Source organism: Microbulbifer sp. 2205BS26-8, assembly GCF_030731025.1.
Lineage (GTDB): Bacteria > Pseudomonadota > Gammaproteobacteria > Pseudomonadales > Cellvibrionaceae > Microbulbifer > Microbulbifer spongiae.
On the sequence record NZ_JAVAMR010000054.1, the window covers coordinates 1 to 20634 of the forward strand.

General features: G+C 55.1%; 17 protein-coding genes and 1 other RNA gene. 7 read left to right on the plus strand and 11 right to left on the minus strand.

Translation table 11 applies throughout. From position 1 onward, the window contains the following. Positions 1-189 precede the first annotated feature (189 nt). Together Q5Y71_RS14365 and Q5Y71_RS14370 are read right to left on the minus strand one after the other, a co-directional pair. Positions 190-906 carry a 16S rRNA (uracil(1498)-N(3))-methyltransferase gene (locus Q5Y71_RS14365; protein ID WP_306042799.1) on the minus strand — a complete coding sequence of 239 codons (717 nt, stop codon included), beginning with the start codon at positions 904-906 and terminating at the stop codon, positions 190-192. Positions 907-962: 56 nt separating this feature from the next. Continuing rightward, positions 963-1808: a 6-carboxytetrahydropterin synthase gene (locus Q5Y71_RS14370; RefSeq protein ID WP_306042800.1), complete on the minus strand. Its 846-nt coding sequence runs from the start codon at positions 1806-1808 to the stop codon at positions 963-965. 127 nt (positions 1809-1935) lie between these two features. Here Q5Y71_RS14370 and ffs point away from each other — a divergent pair. Together ffs and Q5Y71_RS14380 are read left to right on the plus strand one after the other, a co-directional pair. Then, positions 1936-2033, plus strand: an RNA gene (gene ffs / locus Q5Y71_RS14375) — signal recognition particle sRNA small type. Between the two features lie 227 nt (positions 2034-2260). Then, positions 2261-4159, plus strand: coding sequence for a M2 family metallopeptidase (locus Q5Y71_RS14380; protein WP_306042801.1), 1899 nt, complete (start codon positions 2261-2263; stop codon positions 4157-4159). 124 nt (positions 4160-4283) lie between these two features. Here Q5Y71_RS14380 and Q5Y71_RS14385 read toward each other — a convergent pair whose 3' ends face one another. The 6 genes from Q5Y71_RS14385 to purM all read right to left on the minus strand — a co-directional run bounded on the left by Q5Y71_RS14385 (position 4284) and on the right by purM (position 9644). After that, positions 4284-4709, minus strand: a complete 426-nt coding sequence (locus Q5Y71_RS14385) for a type IV pili methyl-accepting chemotaxis transducer N-terminal domain-containing protein (RefSeq protein WP_306042802.1) — start codon at positions 4707-4709, stop codon at positions 4284-4286. A gap of 162 nt (positions 4710-4871) precedes the next feature. Continuing rightward, positions 4872-5084: a type IV pili methyl-accepting chemotaxis transducer N-terminal domain-containing protein gene (locus tag Q5Y71_RS14390; RefSeq protein WP_306042803.1), complete on the minus strand. Its 213-nt coding sequence runs from the start codon at positions 5082-5084 to the stop codon at positions 4872-4874. A gap of 379 nt (positions 5085-5463) precedes the next feature. After that, a complete protein-coding gene (locus Q5Y71_RS14395; RefSeq protein WP_306042804.1) occupies positions 5464-6879 on the minus strand; it encodes an OmpP1/FadL family transporter in 1416 nt (471 codons plus the stop codon). 244 nt (positions 6880-7123) lie between these two features. Next, positions 7124-7831, minus strand: coding sequence for a DUF3108 domain-containing protein (locus Q5Y71_RS14400; protein ID WP_306042805.1), 708 nt, complete (start codon positions 7829-7831; stop codon positions 7124-7126). 98 nt (positions 7832-7929) lie between these two features. Further along, complete coding sequence (purN, locus tag Q5Y71_RS14405; protein WP_306042806.1) at positions 7930-8583, minus strand: phosphoribosylglycinamide formyltransferase; 654 nt, start codon at positions 8581-8583, stop codon at positions 7930-7932. Beyond that, positions 8583-9644: a phosphoribosylformylglycinamidine cyclo-ligase gene (gene purM / locus Q5Y71_RS14410; RefSeq protein ID WP_306042807.1), complete on the minus strand. Its 1062-nt coding sequence runs from the start codon at positions 9642-9644 to the stop codon at positions 8583-8585. Before purM ends, purN begins: the two co-directional genes overlap by 1 nt. Before the next feature lie 276 nt (positions 9645-9920). Between purM and Q5Y71_RS14415 the strand changes: the two genes are divergently transcribed. From Q5Y71_RS14415 to Q5Y71_RS14425, 3 genes are all read left to right on the plus strand, one after another. Further along, on the plus strand, positions 9921-11012 hold the full coding sequence (locus tag Q5Y71_RS14415; RefSeq protein ID WP_306042808.1) for a DUF2066 domain-containing protein: 1092 nt from the start codon (positions 9921-9923) through the stop codon (positions 11010-11012). Between the two features lies 1 nt (position 11013). Further along, complete coding sequence (hda, locus tag Q5Y71_RS14420; RefSeq protein ID WP_306042809.1) at positions 11014-11727, plus strand: DnaA regulatory inactivator Hda; 714 nt, start codon at positions 11014-11016, stop codon at positions 11725-11727. 228 nt (positions 11728-11955) lie between these two features. Then, a complete protein-coding gene (locus tag Q5Y71_RS14425; RefSeq protein ID WP_306042811.1) occupies positions 11956-12891 on the plus strand; it encodes a universal stress protein in 936 nt (311 codons plus the stop codon). 206 nt (positions 12892-13097) lie between these two features. On the opposite strand, the gene Q5Y71_RS14430 is transcribed toward Q5Y71_RS14425, so the two are convergent. From Q5Y71_RS14430 to Q5Y71_RS14440, 3 genes are all read right to left on the minus strand, one after another. Beyond that, entirely contained in the window at positions 13098-14135 is a 1038-nt protein-coding gene (locus tag Q5Y71_RS14430) for an alkane 1-monooxygenase (RefSeq protein WP_306042812.1), read from the minus strand. A 681-nt stretch (positions 14136-14816) separates the two neighbouring features. Further along, positions 14817-16700: a DUF885 family protein gene (locus Q5Y71_RS14435; RefSeq protein ID WP_306042813.1), complete on the minus strand. Its 1884-nt coding sequence runs from the start codon at positions 16698-16700 to the stop codon at positions 14817-14819. 244 nt (positions 16701-16944) lie between these two features. Then, the gene (locus Q5Y71_RS14440) at positions 16945-17526 is read right to left on the minus strand and encodes a superoxide dismutase (RefSeq protein ID WP_306042814.1); all 582 of its coding nucleotides are present in this window, start codon (positions 17524-17526) and stop codon (positions 16945-16947) included. A gap of 332 nt (positions 17527-17858) precedes the next feature. On the opposite strand from Q5Y71_RS14440, the gene Q5Y71_RS14445 reads away from it, so the two are divergent. Together Q5Y71_RS14445 and Q5Y71_RS14450 are read left to right on the plus strand one after the other, a co-directional pair. Further along, on the plus strand, positions 17859-18614 hold the full coding sequence (locus Q5Y71_RS14445; protein WP_306042815.1) for a hypothetical protein: 756 nt from the start codon (positions 17859-17861) through the stop codon (positions 18612-18614). A gap of 151 nt (positions 18615-18765) precedes the next feature. Next, on the plus strand, positions 18766-20274 hold the full coding sequence (locus tag Q5Y71_RS14450; RefSeq protein ID WP_306042816.1) for a fumarate hydratase: 1509 nt from the start codon (positions 18766-18768) through the stop codon (positions 20272-20274). Positions 20275-20634 lie beyond the last annotated feature (360 nt).

Sequence of the window (20634 nt, forward strand, 5' to 3'; positions counted from 1 at the left end):
TAACAGTTTGACCTTAAGGCAGTAAAACGAGGCCGAAAAATATGTCCTCTTTATGACAAAGTGAATAAATCTTGATTAACAGTATGTCAAAAAGTACAGTGCAATGCTTCCTAAAAAGGGATTGAATTTCGCTTACCTTACCTGGCGACAACTCGCAAGCCAAGCCGGGGGAGCGGATATCAGCTGAATTCAGCGGGCGGGAAACAGTCGGCTCACCAGTACCGGCAGCACTGTTTCTACTTTGAGAATGCGCGACCCTAAATGCACTGGGTGAAAGCCTGCCTCCTGCAGTTTTTCTACTTCATAGGGGATAAAGCCGCCCTCGGGGCCAATGGCCAGGGTGGTTGTTTCCCCGATATCAATAGGACACTGCTCACCGGCAACCGGGTGGGCAAGCAGTTTTCGTGAGCCGGATGTCAGTTCGGGCAGCTCATCCTCTACAAAGGGCTTGAAGCGTTTGCGCAGAATAATGTCCGGCATCCGGGTATCAATAGCCTGTTCCAGTCCCAGCAGGCATTGTCGGTGAATCTTGTCCCGCCCGAGCCAGGGTGTTTGCCAATAAGACTTCTCCACGCGGAAGCTGTTGATCAGAATTAGCTTTTTCACACCCAGTGCTGTGACATGCTGAATAACACGCTTTAACATCTTCGGGCGCGGTAACGCCAAAATCAGGGTCAGGGGCAGTGCAGGGGGAGGGGGATGTTGTAATTCTACCTTGAGCTCCACACACTGGTCGGTGAGTGTGGTGATTGTTCCAAAACCGATATCGCCATTTAATAGCCCAACGCGCAACCGCTGGCCGGGCTCGGCCCTGTGTACCTGGATAATATGTTCCAGCCTGCGACCGCTCAGGCGGACAAGTCCGGCACTGATGAAATCCGTTTCTTGTAAAACAATCAGGTTCAAGATCGGCCAGCCTCGAATTGTTGCACTCAATCACTCCGGGTATGCGATGACCCAGATCACTGCTGTGCAGTGGCGATGGCCCCTTTGCCCAGCCCCTCGTAAGCGCGCACGGTAATTTCCTTGCCCGGTAATTCCGCGGCCAGGGTATTGGCAATATATTGGGCCAGTTGTTCGACGGTAGTATCGCAGTCAATAACTGCACAACAGCGCGAGGGAAGCGCCAGGGTGAAACGCCCCTGTTGCGCCTGGTAAGCAAACCGCAGGGTTTTTGCACCACCCGCTGTCTGTAAATCCTCGCGCGTGCCCAAATAAATATCCCTCCAGCGCTGAGCCCATTGCTGCTCCAGTGCTCTGTTGCGTTGTCCCCCGATGAACACCTGGATACGGGAGCGGTGGCCGTGGGCGATGCGCTGGCAGTTGCCCGGATGCTTTTTCAGTCCGTGGCTGTAATGGTAAAAGGCGCCCTCGATCGTCTCTGCATCGAAGCAGAGCTTCAATTGATCGACATGGGTCGGGAAAGCGCCCGTCAGTTGCTGCACACTCCAGCTTGCAACCGCCTGTGGGTGAATGCTCTCTGTTTCTACCAGTGCAAAAGCCTGTTCCGGGCCGGACACCGATATTTGCTCACCGCTGGCCAGTGACCAGATAAGCGATATCTGGCCGCCGTGATTTGCGAGCTCCAGGTCGGGGGACAGGGTGGGCACCAGGAGGCGGTGGTCAAGCTGGTCATCGAGCCAGTGGCGAAGGGTTTTTTTGACAATACCAAAATCGCACACCATGCCCTGGCTATCGAGTGCGCCATTCAGGATGGCATTTGCCAGCCAGGTTTCCCCTACCAGGCCGCGCTGCCGGTCCAGGTAGCTGAAATCAATATTGGTTAAATTGTTGACGAATAGGTGCATATCTCACTCTTCGCATGGGCGGGGTGGTAAGCGAGTATTATAACCCCCTGATGGGACTGGAACTCGTGCCTTTATCCCTCTATAATCGCGCCCTCTTCGGAGACACCGAGGATCGTTGTGGCGGCCCTTCCGGTCCCTTCGCAATGAGAAACTGCGAACCCCGCCAGGCCCGGAAGGGAGCAACGGTAGCAGTGACGTCATGTGCCGAAGGTGTTGCTGGTCGGGCTGCCTCCATTCCCCTTTTTTCACTCCTTTGCCGCTACTTGCCGACAGCGATTGCCTGTATTTTGGTGTTGTGCGCCAGAGAAACCTATTTTCCCCTGTAAACCGCACAGAAAAAGGGATTTTGTGTCGATCTGGACTGAACCTCGGTGTTCCCATCGAAGAAAATGGATCCCTTGTGCTATAAACGGCGACAGTTTTCACACAGCGAATAATAATGTGAGAGGAAGATGAAAAAAGTTGCTTTTGCTATTGCCGCTGCAGTAGTGCTCGCTGCCTGTGACGGCGGTCAAAGGGCTTCGAACCCTGTTGATGAGGCCCAGCCTGCGGAGCGTCCCGCAGCAGAGGCCGATACGGCTGCACTCACGGCTCGGGATGCCAAGGCTTTTCTCGAGGATGCCCAGGTCCGTCTGGAAAAGATGGCCGAAGAGGTGAGCCATGCCGCCTGGCTGGCTTCCACCTATATCAATATGGATTCCCAATATGTGGAGGCCCTTGCCGCCGAGCGCTACACCGCGATGGCGGTGGCACTAGCATCCGAAGCGGCGAAATTTGACAACCTTGACCTGGACCCGGACAGCCGTCGCAAACTCACCCTGTTGAAACAGGGATTGGTGTTCCCCGCCCCTAAAGACCCCGAGCTGACCGCTGAGCTTGCACAGATTGGTTCAAAAATGCAGGGTATGTACGGTGCCGGTAAATACTGCCGGGATGCTGAGGGCGCAGAGAAATGCTATACCCTGACCGAAATGGGGCGGGTGATGGCGACGAACCGCGACCCGGAACTGCTGAAGGACCTGTGGATTGGGTGGCGCAAGGTGTCCCCGCCCATGAAACCCCTGTATGAGCGGCAGGTTGAGATTGGCAATGCGGGTGCGCGGGAACTTGGTTACCAGAATTTGAGTGATTTCTGGCGCTCCAAGTACGATATGGAGCCCGATGCCTTTGCCGCTGATATGGATGTCCAGTGGAACAAGGTCAAGCCCCTGTATGAAGCGCTCCACTGTCATGTGCGCGCCAAACTGAACGAACACTACGGCGATGCGGTAGTGCCCCCCCAGGGCAAGATCCCGGCGCACTTGCTCGGAAATATGTGGGCGCAGGAATGGGGCAATATCTATGACCTGGTCAAAGACAGGGATATGCAGGCCCCCTATGACCTGACGCAACTGGTAGTCGATTCCGGGATGAGTGAGCGGGATATGGTCAAGGTGGGTGAGGAGTTCTTTACTTCCCTGGGCTTTGAGCCGCTACCGCAAACGTTCTGGGAGCGCTCACAGTTTACCCAGCCCCGCGACCGGAATGTTGTTTGTCACGCCAGTGCCTGGAATATGGATGGCCAGGACGATATCCGTATCAAGATGTGTATCAACAAGACCGGCGAAGACCTGGTGACCATTCACCACGAACTGGGGCACAACTTTTACCAGCGCATCTACAAGGACCAGCCTTTCCTCTATAAAGAGGGCGCCAATGACGGCTTTCATGAAGCGGTGGGCGATACCATTGCGCTGTCGATTACTCCGAAGTACCTCAAGGAAATTGGCCTGATGGACGAGGTGCCGGATGAAAGTAAGGATCTCGGCTATTTGATGCAGCAGGCGCTGGATAAGATTGCCTTTTTGCCGTTCGGCCTGATGGTGGACAAGTGGCGCTGGCAGGTTTTCAACGGAGAGGTGCAGCCTTCGGATTACAACAAGGCCTGGTGGAGCCTGCGGGAGGAATACCAGGGTATCGAAGCCCCGGTCGAGCGCTCGGAAGCAAACTTTGATCCGGGTGCCAAGTACCATATACCGGGCAATACGCCCTATGCGCGCTACTTCCTCGCCCGTATCCAGCAGTTCCAGTTTCACCGTGCGTTGTGCGAAGCTGCCGGTGAGACCGGACCACTGCACCGCTGTTCCATTTATAAAAACGATGAGGCGGGTAAAAAGTTGCGCGCCATGCTGGCCATGGGCGCCAGCAAACCCTGGCCGGATGCCATGGAAGCCCTGACAGGGCAGCGCGACCTGGATGCTTCGGCGATTATCGATTATTTCCAGCCATTGATGGCTTACCTGGAGACGCAGAACCAGGGGCGCCAGTGCGGTTGGGAGCCGGCAGCGGAGCACGCAAGCCCCGATCGATAAGTCTGTTCATCGGGCAATCCAACCAATAGAGCATTCATGGATTGGATAGACGCTGGCAAAGGGGGTCAGCCCGCTGTATTGCTGACTTGTGCCGGATTGCGCCGGCACATTACTGAATAGTCTATCAATTGGCCGAGTGCGAATTTTCAATAACCCCTTCTGAATCCAAAAGTGCCGCATACTGTTCGGTGATGATATTCATATTGCGCAACATCAGGACTGTGGTTCCTGTAATCACATAAATTTTGCGTTTCTCGGATATTTGCATCTCCCCGGTGAAGCTTCGGTTGGCATAGTTGAGGTGGTCCAGCGCTTTGCGCAGATTGTGGTTGATCTCAGGGGTATTCAGGGGGCTGTCAAGGAGTTGGTTCAGTCGGTGAGTGTACTTAACCAGATCCTGTTGCAAGCCGATTTCAGCATCGCCGGGGGAGATTCCCCAGAGTTTTGCCGCGTAGTTCTTGGCAATGCGCTGGGACAGCATACGCTGGCGTCCAGCGATGTTGATCAGTTCAGCGCTATTGTGGTTGGCGAGCCGCTCCAGCTTTACCACGTAGGTGCGGGCGGCCCACAGGAGCCTGTTGCTGAGCCTGAATAATTCGGCCGCCGTGTCCCTGCTGGCCGGTTGCCGGGCAATGCGTTCAAATGCTTCCCATTCCTGCTGTACTATGCGCAGCTGAGGGCTGAGTTTCCCGGCTTTGGGGAAGGCTGACAGTTATCTATGGTTTTGTGCAAACTCCTGTACTGACCGGTTGAAGACTTTTTCATGGCGCTGTATCCCGGGCTGGATACCCTGCAGGATGTAGGTTTGAGCAATACGCTGCGACAGCATTCGCTGCCGGCCCGCCAGGTTAATGGCTTCCCCCATGCCAAAGGCAGAGACATCCAGGCTTAAAACAAACAAGGTGGATATTGCGGGCAGCTTCATGGTTTTACTCTTGTGGTTTTCGCGTGCACTCTTCTTTACCCGGCAATCCAACAGCATGGGCGTAGTCTGTTGGATTGTCGCTCCAGCAATACAACGGCCACTGCCTGGAGTAAGTCGGTATCGCCGCGGTTTGTCTCGGTCCCCATCGGTACCATATTTTTCCGGCAACCATTTTACAGCGGTATTTCATACTCGAAACGAGCGTTGTATGTATAACAAATTCAGCCCGTTTTTTATCTAACCTGTTTTCCCCGTATCGGCACTGCCCGGTATTCTGCCTTACGGGCTTGTTGGTGCGCCCAAGCGGTTATGGCAGTACTGCCGATAAAAGGGCCCTACCCCGGCCGGGGTAGGGCCCTGTTTTGGTTAAATTCAGGCGTTAGAAATGGTAGTTGAGGGAGACCCCATACAGCCAGGCTTCGGTCTTGGTGGTACTACCGTCGAAGAAGGTTGGAACTGGAATTGGAGCTGGAGGAACGGTCCCGAATTGCTGTATTCTCTCGTCATCGCCCGAAAGGTAGGCCACGCCGCCATCAATACTCAGTTTTTCACTGACATGGTAGGTGGCGCCCAACGTGAGCCACTGGCGGTCGCTATCCGGGATGCCCAGTACGCGCCAGGTAATCGGGAGCTGTAAGCCAGTTTGTGCGGCGATCATTTCCGTTTCCTCGCGGTTGAGGCCGTCGCGAGCTGCACTCTCATCAAAGGCGTAACCGGCGCGCAAAGTCAGCTTGTCATTGTAAAAGTACTCCACGCCAATACTGTAGCGGGAGCCGCTCTCGAAGTTAAGCTCTCCGATTATCAGTGGGTTGAATGTTTCACCGGCACCGGGGATAAACGCTTCCAGGCGCTGGAGGTCGTCCCAGTCGGCCCACATATAGCCCAGTGCAATGGCCCACTTGCTATTAAAGCGGTGGTAGAAGCCCAGCTCCAGTGTGTCCGGCAGGTCGAGCGTCACGTTGCCACTGGCATTGTCAAACGGATCCAGTGGGCTTGGCAGCAAGTCGGAATTCACGTTCCCCTTGAGTTTGGGGTCGTATTCCGCATGGTAGGAGATGCCTGCGCGGGTATTCTCGCTGATGCGCCACAGCGCACCCACAGTCCAGCTGACATCCCAGTCATCGCCCTCGATATTGAGGATGGAAGCCCCGGACAGGTCAGTACCCAAAATGGGATCCAGTGCGAAATTTGTGGGGACAGTGGTTCTCAGTCTGGCATCGGCATAAAGAAAATTAACCGATGCGCCAATGCTCAGGGTGTTATTGATATCGTAGGCAACAGAAGGCTGGATATTGACGGTAATCAACCTGGTTTTGTTGGCAATGGGGGTGCCACGAAAACTGTTGGGAAAATCGGTTTCCAGGCCGAAATCGCTGTACAGAGCCAGGCCAAAGGACCACTCGTCGTTGATGGGGGCCGCCAGGTAGCCATTGGGGACCCAGGCGGTGGTGACGTAGTCATTGGCACGCGCTCGCTCAGTATTCGCCAGAAAGATGGGACTGCCATCCGGACCTACCCCAACCGGTACAAAATAGGTGACATCGCCGGCCACATCAATCTCGGGGTCCACGAAGGTGGCGCCGATGGAAAACGTATAGGTGTCAAACAACGCAGAGCCCGCGGGGTTGCGGCCGAGAATTGCAGCGTTGTCGCCGATGGTATTCTCGCCGGCAAAGGCGCGCCCGAGGCCTGAGGTACTGGTTTCAGAGATATAAAAGGCCGCAGCCATGACACCTTGAGATACGGAGCTGATTGCCGCGGCGAGTACTGCGTGTGGTAGGTATTTCTTGTTCATGGAGGCCTATCTCTAAGTCTGCTGATTACTGAAAACCATAAACGGTATTCAAGTGAATGCCAGGCTGTGGAGGAAGGTCATTAGACTTATGCAAGTGCCTTCCTTAATTTCTGAGCAGGTGTCTTACCTGAAATTCCGGCAATATAAAGTCGTATAAGTCAGGAAAGAGATAACTTTATAAAGAGAAAGCAGGCAAAAATCCATCAAATACCGTAAGTTTTTTTTTACTTTCCTGAACAGTGGTTCAATTTTGGCCCGCCGTGACATTTTTTCCATTAATGGATAATTTTGTCAGGCTGATTTGGTACCTTTTGCCATTTTCTTCTCTCTGAACAAGTTTCACCAGAGCATAGTTCCAGCCAGGGGCGAACCACACTGTGGTCTCTCTTGCGGAATCGGCATTTCGAACTCGCCGTACCTTGATAACCTCAATTTCCCCCAGTGGCGTCACCAGGGTTTCAGTGCCCTCCCGGGCGAAGGTGTACTTGCGCACTTTCTTGCCGTCAGCAATTTCATATTGGAGGGTTTCCTTGCCTGCGGCGATATCCAGCGCCAACTGCAATTGGTAGCTCACCTTGTCGAGGATATGGGGTGATACATCCTTCAAATCCCGCTCCGGGTTTGAAACATTGAGCACCATGCCTTTAGTGGGCTCAAAGTTCAGTATGGTGCCGCGATCCCGGCCCAGCCCGGTTCTGCGGTATTCGTAATGGTAGGGGATAATCTGGTCGTCGCGGCGGGTAAAGCGGGAATATTCATTGATATTGGCAAACAGGGTGTTGGTATCAAAATCCAGGCGCCAGTTGTCATCCTGGCCCGTAAGCTTTCGGGTAGCCGTGACGCTGATACCGTTAAAGCGCGCGGTGTAAGTTGCTTTAAAGGGTTCCAGCTGGCTGGCCAGGGATGGGCCGGAAAGCAGGAGAAGAAACAGGAAGGAAACGAAAAAACGCACGGTGAATCTCCGCAAAAACTGACTTTGCTTGAATATTAGTCGGCGGAACTGGCAAAGTACATGCAAGGGCGTTTGCCCCGACAGCGAATGCGCCGGGTTTAACCGCTAAGCCGGATACCGTTGCGCGGTAGCAAGGTACCGTCAAGCAGGGCGCGCTCGCCCTGCATATGCAGGCGATGCTCCGCGAACCAGGTGACAGCCAACGGATAAATCACATGCTCTTGCACCTGGACCCGGTTCGCCAGCGTTTCCGGTGTGTCTTCAGCCTGTATGGGAACTGTGGCCTGGACAATGGGCGGACCGCCGTCGAGCTCTTCGGTGACAAAATGAACAGTGGCGCCGTGCTCGCTGTCGCCGGCCTGCAGAGCCCGGCGGTGTGTGTGTAACCCCTGGTATTTGGGTAGCAGGGAAGGGTGAATATTGAGCAATCGGCCCCGGTAATGACGCACAAATTCCGGGGTCAATATGCGCATAAAACCAGCCAGCACAACCAGGTCTGGTGTTTGGCGGTCGATCGCTTCAATCAGTGCGCGGTCAAAGGATGTCCTGCTGGAAAAGTCGTGGTGATCCACCACCGAGTCGGCGATGCCGGCTGCGGCGGCACGGGCCAGACCATAGGCATCCGGCCTGTTGCTGATGACGCTGCAGATGGAAAATGGTGCTCCGGTTTTGTTTGACGCTGTCAGCAGCGCCTGCAGATTGCTGCCGCTGCCGGAGATCAACACCGCGACTTTGCAGTTTCTTCGAGACATTACAGACCCGCCAGGGCGACGGTTTCAGCGTTTCCGGCGGCAGCTTCAATATCCCCCAAAACAAAGGCATCCTCACCCAACCCCTGAAGGGTTGCGAGTGCGCTGTCGGCCTGCGCTGCGGGTACGCAGATCACCATTCCGATACCGCAGTTGAAGGTGCGGTACATTTCCCGGGCGTCGATATTGCCGGCGTTCTGTAACCAGCGAAAGACCGCCGGCATCTCCCGCCTGCCGACATCCACGCGGGCGCGATACCCCGTGGGTAGTACGCGGGGCAGGTTCTCCAGCAGGCCGCCACCGGTAATATGGCAAAGGGCGTTGATCTGGCAGTTTTTTATCAGTTGCAGCAGGTTCTTGACATAGATGCGGGTAGGGGCCATCAGCGCCTTGGCCAGGGTGATACCGCCGATATCCTCCTGCAGGTTGGCGCTGCGTACTTCGAGTACTTTGCGAATCAGGGAGTAACCATTGGAGTGGGGGCCGCTGGAAGCGAGACCGATCAACACGTCGCCACCGGTTACCTTTCTCCCGTCGATGATTTCAGATTTTTCCACAACCCCGGTGCAGAATCCGGCCAAGTCGTAGTCGTCACCTGCGTACATACCCGGCATTTCGGCAGTTTCCCCACCCACCAGGGCGCAGCCCGCCAGCTCGCAGCCTTTCCCGATACCGGAGACCACCTCGGCGGCAATATCCACATTGAGTTTGCCGGTGGCAAAGTAATCGAGGAAGAAGAGCGGTTCGGCACCGGCAACGACTAGATCGTTGACACACATCGCCACCAGATCGATACCGATGGTGTTGTGAATGCCCAAATCCATTGCCAAACGCAGTTTTGTCCCCACGCCATCGGTACCGGAAACCAGTACCGGTTCCCTGTAGCCGGCAGGCAGTGCGCACAGGGCGCCGAATCCGCCCAGGCCACCCATGACTTCTGGGCGGGCAGTGCGCTTGGCGACATGCCGGATACGTTCTACCAGGGCGTTACCTGCATCAATATCGACACCGGCATCCCTATAGGAGAGTGGGGTCTGTGCGGATTGCGGCTTGGGATTGCTCATGGCTTTTCCTGCGGTGGAACCTCGGAGGGCGCGTATTCTAGCCGGGTCTCGGTTTGGTAGCTACGCCCAGGTGATCTTGGGAGGTGTGATTCGGGGCTTTTGTCTCGAATAAGACTGTTGAAACCTTCTCATTGTGCGTACTCGGGGCTGAGAGAAACGGATGACGCTGATACAATAGCCCCAATTTTGACACTCTCCGTGTATTTTGCTGTCTTGCCCAACAGGAATGACCTGGTACAAGCGCGCGGGGTGGTGCGAAGTTTGGAGAGAAATTCTATGCACAAGCTGCTCCAGCAGGGGTTGGTATTGCAGTTATCTGCACTGTTGCTCGGCGCTTTCATCCTGCCAGTTCAGGCCCGGGTTGTCTCGGACCTGTACGAAGTTGTAGAGCCTGTGTCGAGTCGCGGTAGTACCGATCGAGTGGCAGCTGGCAGCCGGGGCCTTGAGCGGATCTTTGTGCGGGTTACCGGCGATGCCACCATTGGCAACAACCCCGATTTGCAGCCGGTCCTGCAGAAAGCTCAACAGTTTGTTCAGGGTTATCACTACACCAGCGAAGACAACCAGCTCTACCTCCACCTCTCCTTTGATCCCCAGGCTGTCTCCAGGCAGGTACACCAGTTGGGTCTGCCCATGTGGCCCAACAACCGGCCGGGTACGCTGGTTTGGCTGGCGGTGGATACGCTGTTGGATGGGCGCAGTGTTTTGCGCGAAGAGGATACGCCGGAACTGTTCTCCGTGCTGGAGGCCATGGCTATTGAGCGCGGCGTACCGCTGGACTTCCCTGTTATGGATCTTAACGACCAGCGCAATATGCCCCTGGGCGCGCTTTGGGCACAGGACGAACAGGCCGCTGAGCGGGCTGGTCTGCGCTATAGCCCAGATGCCACTTTGATGGGGCGCATACTGCAGTCGTCGGGACACCGCTGGCAGGCCGATTGGCTGCTGGTTCACGGCGGCCGCAGTTACGCCTTCGATAGCAGTGGAGGCTCTATGGAAGAAACCGCGCTGCGCGGCGTCAATCAGATGGCCAATGTACTGGCCAGGCGCTATGCAGTACGCTCCGAAGGGCGGGATGCCCAAATGGGGGCCATTATTATCGAGTTGGCTGGCGTGGACAGCTTTGCCGACTATGTGGAGGCCTTGGCCTACCTGCGGGGGCTGGCGCAGGTAAGCAGCACCAACCTGCTCTCCGTAGAGGGAGATCGGATGCGTATCGCTTTGGCCATTTCAGTGGGATTGCCCAATCTGCGCGATACACTGGCTTTGAATCACAAACTGCGTGCGGATGGGGATACCATTGACCTGAACGGCTATCGTGCACCGCTGGGCAGTGCCGGTAATCCGCTGCGGTACCGCTGGGATTAATATGCGTATTCCGCAACAGCTGTCACTGGGTGTATCCCTGCAAGATGATGCCACTTTCGAAAATTTCTATCTGGCTGAATCGGACCCCAACAGCCAAATAGTGGCCCTGCTGCAATCTTTTGCCAACGGGGAAAACCCTGAACAGGTGGTTTATATCTGGGGGGAGACCGGCAGTGGTGTGAGTCACCTGCTGCAGTCCGTTTGCCAAAGCGCAGAGAGCAGTGGCCGCAGCTTTCAATACCTGCCGCTGGCGGACTTGACGGCGATGGACCCGGCGGCAATCCTGGACGGACTGGAGCAACTGGACCTGGTGTGTATCGATGACCTGCACCTCCTGGAAAACCAGCCCCAGTGGCAAACGGCACTGTTTCACTTATACAACCGCACCAGGGATAGTGGCAGGCAACTGCTGCTGGGGGGGCGCAAGCCTCCCCGCGGGTTGAATCTTGTTCTGGCGGATTTGCAGTCGCGATTCCAGTGGTCTCTGCTGTTCCAGCTAAGATCCATGAATGACAGCGACAAAATTGCCGCTCTGTGCAGGCGCAGCCGCCTGCGTGGCTTTGAACTTCCAGAGGATGTAGCCCTGTATATTCTCCACCGCGCACCCAGAGATACTCGCGCACTGTTTTTACTGCTGGAGCAGCTGGACAGAGCGTCTTTGATGGCTCAGCGCAAAGTCACCATCCCGTTCGTCAAGCAGGTGTTGGATATCTAGCATTTTAGCCACCCCGCTTTTTGCCTTGCATTATTGCGCAGCTTGGGCTTTTTCAGCCTTTTTTATCACCTTGCACTTGTTTTTGCCCGCTTTCCGGCTGACCTTGCCGGTGCTTTTTTTGCTTTGAAATACCTTCCGGCCACTGTATCAAGATGTGGCGGCGGAAGGGTTCGTGCGGGGGGTGCCGCCTGTATTTACTTCCAAAGCCCACAGTTTCGGGACCCTGTTATGCTGAATATTCATAAAATCCTCTATGTGAGCCACGCTGCCGACGATGAAAGTAGCGGTCTGTTGCAGGCGTTTGGCGTTGCGCGCAATACCGGCGCTGTCATAAAGGTACTCCTTGTCTGTCCATCGGTGCCCGAGGGGTTTGAGGAGTTCATTGCACTTTGCGAGGAGGCCCTGCTGAAGCGGGTCAGAAGCGAGATCGAATCGGCCCAGAAGCGCATGAACCTGAATGAAGACCAGGTCAAACTGGAGATCGAGTGCGATTGCGGCCCCCGCCCGGCGGAGCGGGTGATCCGCAGGGTTCTGTCCGACGGATACGACCTGGTGGTCAAGAATGTGGAGGGGCACAATCAACGCAAAGGGTTCAAGGCCATCGATATGGAGCTGCTGCGCAAGTGTCCCTGCCCGGTGTGGTTGTGCCGTCCGATAGAGCGGCCCCAAAAAGAGATCAGAGTGGCGGTAGCGGTAGATCCAGAATGCGGAGCGGCCGGAACCTATGACCTGGCTATTCGTCTGTTGCGCTGGGCGCGAATGCTGGCGGACAGCTGCAGCGGCACCCTGCATATTGTCTCTTGCTGGGATTTTGATGTGGATGAGTATTTGCGCCGCCACTTCCCGCTGAATGCAACTGAGGAAGAACTGGACGAGGCCACTGAAGTGGCCCGTTCCCGGCACCACTCGAAACTGGAAGTGCTGATACGGGCGTCCAATATTGGCGGGGATTTGCAGCTACACCATGTCATCGCCCGCCCGGATAACTATATTCCACTGCTTATCGAGGAAGAGTCGCTTGATCTTCTGGTGATGGGCACTGTGGGGCGGGCAGGGATTCCCGGCTTTATCATGGGCAATACCGCGGAGAATATTCTGCAGAAAGTCAGCTGTTCGCTGCTGGCCTTAAAGCCCAGTGACTTCGCCTCCCCGATTAAAGTCTAAACAGCGTACAAACAGGATTTCCCGGCGCCTTGGCCATGGTATAGCTGGGAGACTCCGGGCAGTCAAAAGGTGACGATATCTGAACAATGGCGATGGATAAAAATAATGAAACAATAGCGAAATGGCCTGTTTACTTGCGCACAACGTTTTTATTCTTCGGTTTGAATCTTTGCGATTGCATTGTGGCAATTTTGACATGGATGTTTTTAACTGCCCAGAGCTGCCAGGCGTGGGTGCATGATCCTGAACCACAGCGCGGGGATACAAGCCAGCAGCATCATACCGGGGTAGCCTGTGGGCATCTGGGGACTGCCCCTATGGTGTCGAAGAATAGGATACTTGCGACTGGCGCGGAAGTGGTGGTCCGAATGGCGCGACAACTCAAACAGGCTCAAGCGGCCAAGGATGTGATTCGAATTCCAGGAGTGTATGGGCATAACCCGTTCGTAACGGCCATCCGGTGTTTGTCGGCGGTTGAGGCCATAATGCTCGATGTAATTGACTGTTTCCAGCAGGAGAATACCAAGTAGCGCCGCCAGGACAAAACAAACTGCAGCTTTGGCACCAAAGAGCCAGCCCATCGAGGCAATGAGCGCAACTTGGATAAGTTGAAATTGCAGCATTTGGTTGGTGGGGCTCCACCAGGATCTGCCGCGCTTGGCCAGCCGCTGCGCTTCCAACCGCCAGGCCGAAACATATCCCTGTGCGATTGAACGCAGCCAAAAGCCGTAGAGGGTTTCTCCATAGCGCGCACTGGCGGGGTCCTGTGGTGTGGCCACATGTCGGTGATGCCCGCGGTTGTGCTCGATATAGAAATGCATGTTGAGGGAAGAGAGCAGCAACAGCTTTGCCAAAGCCTGTTCGAAGCGGCTCGTTCTATGACCCAGCTCGTGGCCGATATTAATGCCAAAGGATCCGCACATCAGACCCATACTGAAGATTGCCCCTGCAAGAGCCCAGGCTTGCAGTGAGGGCACCAGCATCAGGAAGTAGAGAAGAACACCATACTGAACCGGGATAGACAAATACAGCATCCAGTTGAAGAATGGATTGGAGGCAGCGGTATGCTCCTGCGCCGGTGCCAGATTGACGGTCGGTGCGGGCGCGGCGAGTTCCAGTAGTGGCAGCAGCCCGTAAAGATATAGAAGAGGTACAAACAGCCAGAAGCCCCCCTGCCAGAACCCCAGTAGTACCAGTACCGGCAATATATAGGCAAAACTGTATCGCAATGGGTGCAAACGCATGACCAGACCTCCGCCAGGCGCTGAGCGCCTGTTCAATTCGATTTTTTACTATTTTTATAACCGAAATGCCTATGAACCCCAGGTATGCCCGATCCCGGGGACAGCAGAACTGCAGCTGAGTATATCACTCCTACAGTGATACTTACTGATTGACCTAAAGGTCATAAAATTGTTTCGCTGCTTGCCCGACTAATGTCCTTGCAATGCCGGTAGAGCGCTTGCAATGAGTGCAAGGATCTACTCAGGAGGGAAAAAAGAAAAAATAAGCAACCGGCCGCCGTCCGGAAATGACAGGGCCAATCCACGTTGCGCTCGCTGAGTGGATTTATTATCTACGCGGAAAAATGACATACAGGGTAGTGAAGACCGGCGGCAAAAAACCGAAATGACCACTGCAAGTTAAGTATTACTTGTTTTGCCGGTACCCGCGCTGGGCAATCTCTGTTGAGCAATAGTGCTGTACCCCCGCAGTTCTGTAGTATCCGGTGGGTACATGGATTGCCGCGGGAGGGCTGGGTGCGGTGATCGGCAGGTTTTAAGCACTCCCGTGGCAAGCACCGCTTACCGGTAGATATGGGAAAAAACAGGGCCGCCCCTAAGGGCAGCCCTGTGTATTGCACAGAGGCTTCATGGACTGAGCGAACAGCATTGCATGGTGATAGGCTGCTTATCACCGGTCACTCACTGCTGGGCTTTGACTTCCGCCACCCAATCGTCAACCAGTTCTTCCAGTACATCCAGCGGTACTGCGCCGTTGGCCAAAATAGTATCGTGGAAAGCGCGCACATCAAATTTTTCTCCCAGAGCGGATTTGGCTTTCTCGCGCAGCTCGACAATTTTCAGCATACCGATTTTATAAGCGGTGGCCTGGCCCGGTAGGACAATATAGCGTTCAATGGCCTTAACCACATCTCCTTTGGGGTTGGGGGTGTTTTCCACCAGGTAGTTGATGGCATCTTCACGGGTCCACCGTTTGTTGTGGATACCAGTGTCCACCACCAGGCGGCCAGCGCGCCACAGCTCCATGGCCAGGCGGCCGAAGTCGGAGTAGGGGTCCTCATAGAAGCCCAGCTCTTTCGGTACCAGTTCGGAGTAGAGGCCCCAGCCCTCGGTATAGGCGGTGTAACTGCTGTATTTGCGGAACTTGGGAATGTCCGGCAGCTCCTGGGCAATAGACAGCTGCATATGGTGTCCGGGAATACCTTCGTGGTAAGCCAGTGCCTCCATCTGATAAGTGGGCATGTCCTCCATGTTATACAGATTGGCGTAGTAGATGCCAGGGCGCGAACCATCGGGTGCAGGGCGCTGATAAAAGGCCTTGCCGGCGGACTGCTCGCGGAAGGGCTCCACCGCCCGGACATCGAGGCCGGCCTTGGGTTTGGTGATAAATAGTTGGTCCAGTTTGCCCTTCATGGTATTGATAATGGCAGTGGCTTTTTTCAAGTATGCCGCTTTGCCCTCTTCACTGGTGGGGTAGTAGAACTGTTTATCGGTGCGCATGAATTCGAAAAATTCCTGCAGGGTGCCTTTAAAACCTACCTTTTTCATGATCTCACGCATTTCTTCGTGAATACGTGCAACTTCTTTGAGACCGATCTGGTGGATCTCGTCGGCGGTCATGTCTGTTGTGGTGTAGACGCCCAGGCGAAAATTGTAGAAATCCTCCCCATCCGCCAGCTTCCAGGCGCCGTCATCGCTGGTGGCGTCTTTTTCAAGCTGCTGCAGGTAGGCAATCAGCTTTTCGTAAGCCGGCTTTACACGGTTTTTAAGCGCGGCAGTGGCTTGATCGACCAAGGCTTTTTTCTCTTCGACGGCAATATCCAGTTTTTCCACTTTGCCCTTGAAATCTGCCAACAGCGGGCTGTCTGTATCGCCGCCAAAGGGGACGCCGCTGATCAGGTTCTTCGCGTCACTGATGGCATAGGGGAAGGCGAATTTCGGCACAATAGTACCGGCTTTTGCATTTTCCCTCAGTTTCTCTTCCAACTGGGAAAAATACTCGGGCAGCCCATTCAGGCGTGAGATGTAGGCCCTTGCATCGCTTGCGTTGTCAATACGGTGCTGACTGATCAACAGGGAGGCCGCACTGGTGTGGGTGGCATACATCTGATTGACCGGATAACCGTGGTGGCGCCACTTGTAGCCCTCGATATCCTGCTCCAGATTGCGCTTGGCCAGCCGCAGGCTCAGGCGGGTGGCACTGTCCAGTTTTTCGGGGTCAATTGTCTTTAGCTCGGCCAGTTGGCGTTTGTTGATGGCCAGGGTTTCTTCTGCAAACTGCCGGGAGAGATTGTCCCATTGGTCATAGTCCTCTTTTATGCCCAGAAAGGTTTTAAATTCCGGGCTGCGGGACAGGTGTTCCTGAAAAAAGTCCTCGAACATTTGTTTGGTTTGCTTGATGGCCTCCTGGCTCACCTTGGCAGGGTTGTCAGTGGCAGTTTGGGTGACTGCACTCCCCGCGGAAGTCATGGTGTTTTGCTTCGCGGTATTGTCTGTGCCGCGGCTACAGCCACTGAGAATCAGCGCGCTTATAGCCGTTGCAATCAGGGTGGATTTTACTTTCATGGACATGTTCCCGGGGTTTGGATGGTTGTTGAAACTTTGTGCCACCAAACGGGCATTCTTTGAAAAATTTTTCTGCACAATCCCTATTTCATGCGGGATGATCGCGCAGGTCAGCGGGTATTGTGCGCACTCACGCAGCTTTTGGCCAGAGACACAGCGTTGTTGCGGGAAAGGTGGGTCGTAGTTGAATGTGTGGAAATAAAAAAGCGGGCATTGTTGGGCCCGCTATTGGGCGATCTTGCGATCAGGCGAAATTCTGGTTTACAAATTCCCAATTGACCAGGGCCCAGAAGGCTTCTATGTACTTCGGGCGCAGATTGCGGTAATCGATATAGTAGGCATGTTCCCAGACATCGCAGGTCAATAGGGGGGTGAGCCCCTTTTCGGTCAATGGGGTGCCGGCATTTGAAGTATTTAAGATTGCGATTGAGCCGTCAGCTTTCTTCACCAGCCAGGTCCAGCCAGAGCCGAAATTGTTCACAGCACTAGTGGTGAATTCCTCTTTAAACTTGTCAAAGCTGCCAAAGGTGTTGTGAATGGCTTCGGCAATGGCACCCCCGGCTTCTCCACCGCCGTTCGGGCTCAGGCAGTTCCAGTAGAATGTGTGGTTCCAGACCTGGGCGGCGTTGTTGAATACGCCGGCGGAGGAGGACTTGACCACTTCCTCCAGGGACTTGTCGGCGTCGGCAGTGCCTTCCAGCAGGCCATTGAGTTTGTCGACATAGGTTTTGTGGTGCTTGCCGTAGTGATACTCCAGAGTTTCTTCGGAGATGTGTGGTTCCAGGGCATTCTTCGCGTAGGGGAGTTCGGGCAATTCGAAAGCCATGGTGTCTTCCTTCCTTTTGTCTGAGGTTATTGGTGAGGGCATTCTACACGCGCTGAATGCCGGAATTAAGTCGGGGCAGCGGGATAGAGGCAAGTTGGGGCGATTTCCTAAAAGTCAAGGGGAGGGATTTTGTGCTGGCACTACCCGACTGTCGTCTATTCTTACCATTGAGCGCTTACTTTTTCGTCAGTTTTTGGTATAACTGCCGTAGAATTCGACGAATCTGTCTCAAGTTGATTGGCACGAAACGATTGGTTGATCACTACTGGCTGGGGTGATGCCAGACTGACCAGTACTCGACCTACCTGACAAGTCACCGGGTGTAATGATCCATGCAACGCAAAGAGCCCACACTGGACGGCAATGCCGCTATTGAACCATCACTGGACCTCAAATCTTCAGAGCCGCGCGAACAGGTGCCAGAACCCCGGGTTATTGTGGAAAAGCACCGGAGCGGTTTCTCTTTCCTGGGTCTATGTGCGTTGGTGCTCGCTTTAGGCGGGCTCGCTGCATCCGGCTTTCTCTACCAGCAGTGGCAGGCGGGGCGCACACAACTGGCCAATGCAGAAAACCGCATCGCCGATGCGGAAAATCGTATCGCTGAACTGGAGAAGCGCTTCAATCTGTCCGATGAGGAGTCTACAGCCTCTGTAGAGGTGCTAAATGCCAAGGCTAAGGAAAATACCTCTGAGATCCGCAAGCTTTGGGGTGTGGCCTACGATACCAACCGCAAGAGCATCGCAGCAAATAAGACGGCTGCGGCGGCCAACAAAAAACAGGTTGCAGCGCTCAATACGAAGCTGAACGGCCTCGGCGCCAGTGTGAAGAAGATTGCCGCAGTGGAATCTGCCCTGGCAGAGCTGCGCAAGAGCAACACCCAAAGCAAACGCGAGGTGGGTGATAAACTGTCGCGACTGGAGCGTCAGCTGGCATCGGTGCGCAGTGACCTGACCATGCGTGTCGGCGCCAACGAGGAGGCGGTGGAATCCATCGATGCCTATCGCCGCTCGGTCAACAAGGACCTGGTGCAACTGCGCGATGCCATTCGTTCTCTGCAGGCCAGTGAGCCGACGGCCTCCGCCATGTAACCTGAAGCGGGACTTTTGAAAAGGGTGAACCCGGTGTTCGCCCTTTTTTATTGTCATTTATCCAGGTTGCTCAACCGAGCTCTCGGGCCGGGCCAAGACCTCTGTGTTTCGTGTAAAATCGCCGCCCTTGTGACATTAATCGGAGTTGGGTATGACCACTATCTGCCAGGGTGATTTGATCGAAAGCGTGGCCGGCGCGCTGCAATTTATCTCTTACTATCACCCGCAAGACTTCATCCAGGCACTGGACAAGGCTTACCGGAAGGAGGCCAATCCGGCAGCCAGGGATGCCATGGCACAGATATTGATCAACTCGCGTATGTGTGCCGAAGGGCATCGCCCCATTTGCCAGGACACGGGTATTGTCACCGTGAAATTGAAAGTGGGGATGCATGTGCGCTGGGAAGCGGATATGAGTGTGGAGGATATGGTGAACGAGGGCGTGCGTCGCGCCTACCTCAATACCGGGAACCTGCTGCGGGCCTCTATTCTTGCGGACCCCGATGGTGAGCGCAGGAATACTGGTGACAATACCCCGGCGGTGATCCACTACGACATTGTGCCCGGTGATACCGTCGAGGTCTATGTGGCGGCCAAGGGTGGGGGCAGCGAGGCCAAGACCAAGTTTGCCATGTTGAACCCCTCCGACTCCGTGATTGACTGGGTATTGAAGATGGTGCCACAAATGGGTGCCGGTTGGTGCCCCCCTGGCATACTGGGGATAGGCATTGGCGGTACGGCGGAAAAAGCCATGCTGCTTGCAAAAGAATCCCTGCTCGATCCGATCGATATTCAGGACCTGCAGGAACGCGGTGCCGCCAACCGGGCCGAGGCGTTGCGCCTGGAACTGTATGATGCCGTGAACAAGCTGGGTATCGGTGCCCAGGGGCTCGGTGGGCTGACCACTGTCCTGGATGTCAAGGTCAAGGACTACCCAACCCATGCAGCCAATAAGGCGGTGGCAATTATTCCCAACTGTGCGGCTACCCGCCACACCCACTTTACCCTGAATGGCAACGGCCCTGCGCACCAGACGCCGCCCAAGCTGGCAGACTGGCCGGAAATTATCCGTGAGGCAGGCGGCAACACCCGCCGGGTAAATCTGGATTTGGTGACTGCGGAGGAGGTACGGACCTGGCAACCCGGTGAAACCCTGTTGCTCAACGGAAAAATGCTCACAGGCCGTGATGCTGCCCATAAGAAGATGGTGGATATCCTCGCCAAAGGCGGGAAGCTGCCGGTGGACCTGGCTGGTCGTTTTATTTACTACGTGGGCCCGGTGGATCCGGTGCGCGATGAAGTGGTCGGCCCCGCAGGCCCCACCACTGCCACACGTATGGATAAATTTACCCGCACAATGCTTGAGGAAACCGAACTACAGGGCATGATTGGTAAAGCGGAGCGCGGTCCTATAGCGATTGAAGCCATCCGCGATAACCGTGCAGTTTACCTGATGGCTGTGGGCGGTGCCGCCTATCTTGTGGCCCAGGCGATCAAGGCGGCCAGGGTCGTTGCCTTTCCCGAGTTGGGTATGGAAGCCATTTATGAATTTGAAGTGGAAGAGATGCCGGTGACAGTGGCGGTAGACAGCCGGGGTGAGTCGGTTCACACTACAGGCCCACTGATCTGGAAGGCCAAGATTGAAGGAGGCCTGGTGTAAACGCAGCACCTCCTGAGAGTGTTCGGCTCTTCAGGATGTTTGGCCTTTCCCCGGGGGTATTCGCAGAGCTTGTGTATTTTTTTGGCTTTCAAAGGCAGGCGGAGAGACTCCCTGCCCAGTATCAAGCACTGGGCCTAATACTGAATACTGATTCCCGCAGTGACTGGCGAAGCGGTCTGATTTTTCAGCCAGATACAGTGCAAGTGTTCTTTCCCCAGTCGGTGTGGGGGCGGCCAGGGGCTTTGGACAAATTGATCGCTACCAGGTCGAAGGCCGGCTTAAATGGAGGGGCCAGGCTCTTATTGTCCCTGTCCATCAAACCACAACGCCCTTTTCGGTGGCGGCATCATTAAAAAGAGC

Coding starts and splice junctions, on each gene's coding strand:
- Q5Y71_RS14415 (WP_306042808.1), top strand. CDS start 9,921: ATGCACAAGCTGCTCCAGCAGGGGTTGGTATTGCAGTTATCTGCACTG.
- Q5Y71_RS14425 (WP_306042811.1), top strand. CDS start 11,956: ATGCTGAATATTCATAAAATCCTCTATGTGAGCCACGCTGCCGACGAT.
- Q5Y71_RS14390 (WP_306042803.1), bottom strand. CDS start 5,084: ATGAAGCTGCCCGCAATATCCACCTTGTTTGTTTTAAGCCTGGATGTC.
- hda (WP_306042809.1), top strand. CDS start 11,014: ATGCGTATTCCGCAACAGCTGTCACTGGGTGTATCCCTGCAAGATGAT.
- purN (WP_306042806.1), bottom strand. CDS start 8,583: ATGTCTCGAAGAAACTGCAAAGTCGCGGTGTTGATCTCCGGCAGCGGC.
- purM (WP_306042807.1), bottom strand. CDS start 9,644: ATGAGCAATCCCAAGCCGCAATCCGCACAGACCCCACTCTCCTATAGG.
- Q5Y71_RS14445 (WP_306042815.1), top strand. CDS start 17,859: ATGCAACGCAAAGAGCCCACACTGGACGGCAATGCCGCTATTGAACCA.
- Q5Y71_RS14430 (WP_306042812.1), bottom strand. CDS start 14,135: ATGCGTTTGCACCCATTGCGATACAGTTTTGCCTATATATTGCCGGTA.
- Q5Y71_RS14450 (WP_306042816.1), top strand. CDS start 18,766: ATGACCACTATCTGCCAGGGTGATTTGATCGAAAGCGTGGCCGGCGCG.
- Q5Y71_RS14435 (WP_306042813.1), bottom strand. CDS start 16,700: ATGAAAGTAAAATCCACCCTGATTGCAACGGCTATAAGCGCGCTGATT.
- Q5Y71_RS14395 (WP_306042804.1), bottom strand. CDS start 6,879: ATGAACAAGAAATACCTACCACACGCAGTACTCGCCGCGGCAATCAGC.
- Q5Y71_RS14370 (WP_306042800.1), bottom strand. CDS start 1,808: ATGCACCTATTCGTCAACAATTTAACCAATATTGATTTCAGCTACCTG.
- Q5Y71_RS14380 (WP_306042801.1), top strand. CDS start 2,261: ATGAAAAAAGTTGCTTTTGCTATTGCCGCTGCAGTAGTGCTCGCTGCC.
- Q5Y71_RS14440 (WP_306042814.1), bottom strand. CDS start 17,526: ATGGCTTTCGAATTGCCCGAACTCCCCTACGCGAAGAATGCCCTGGAA.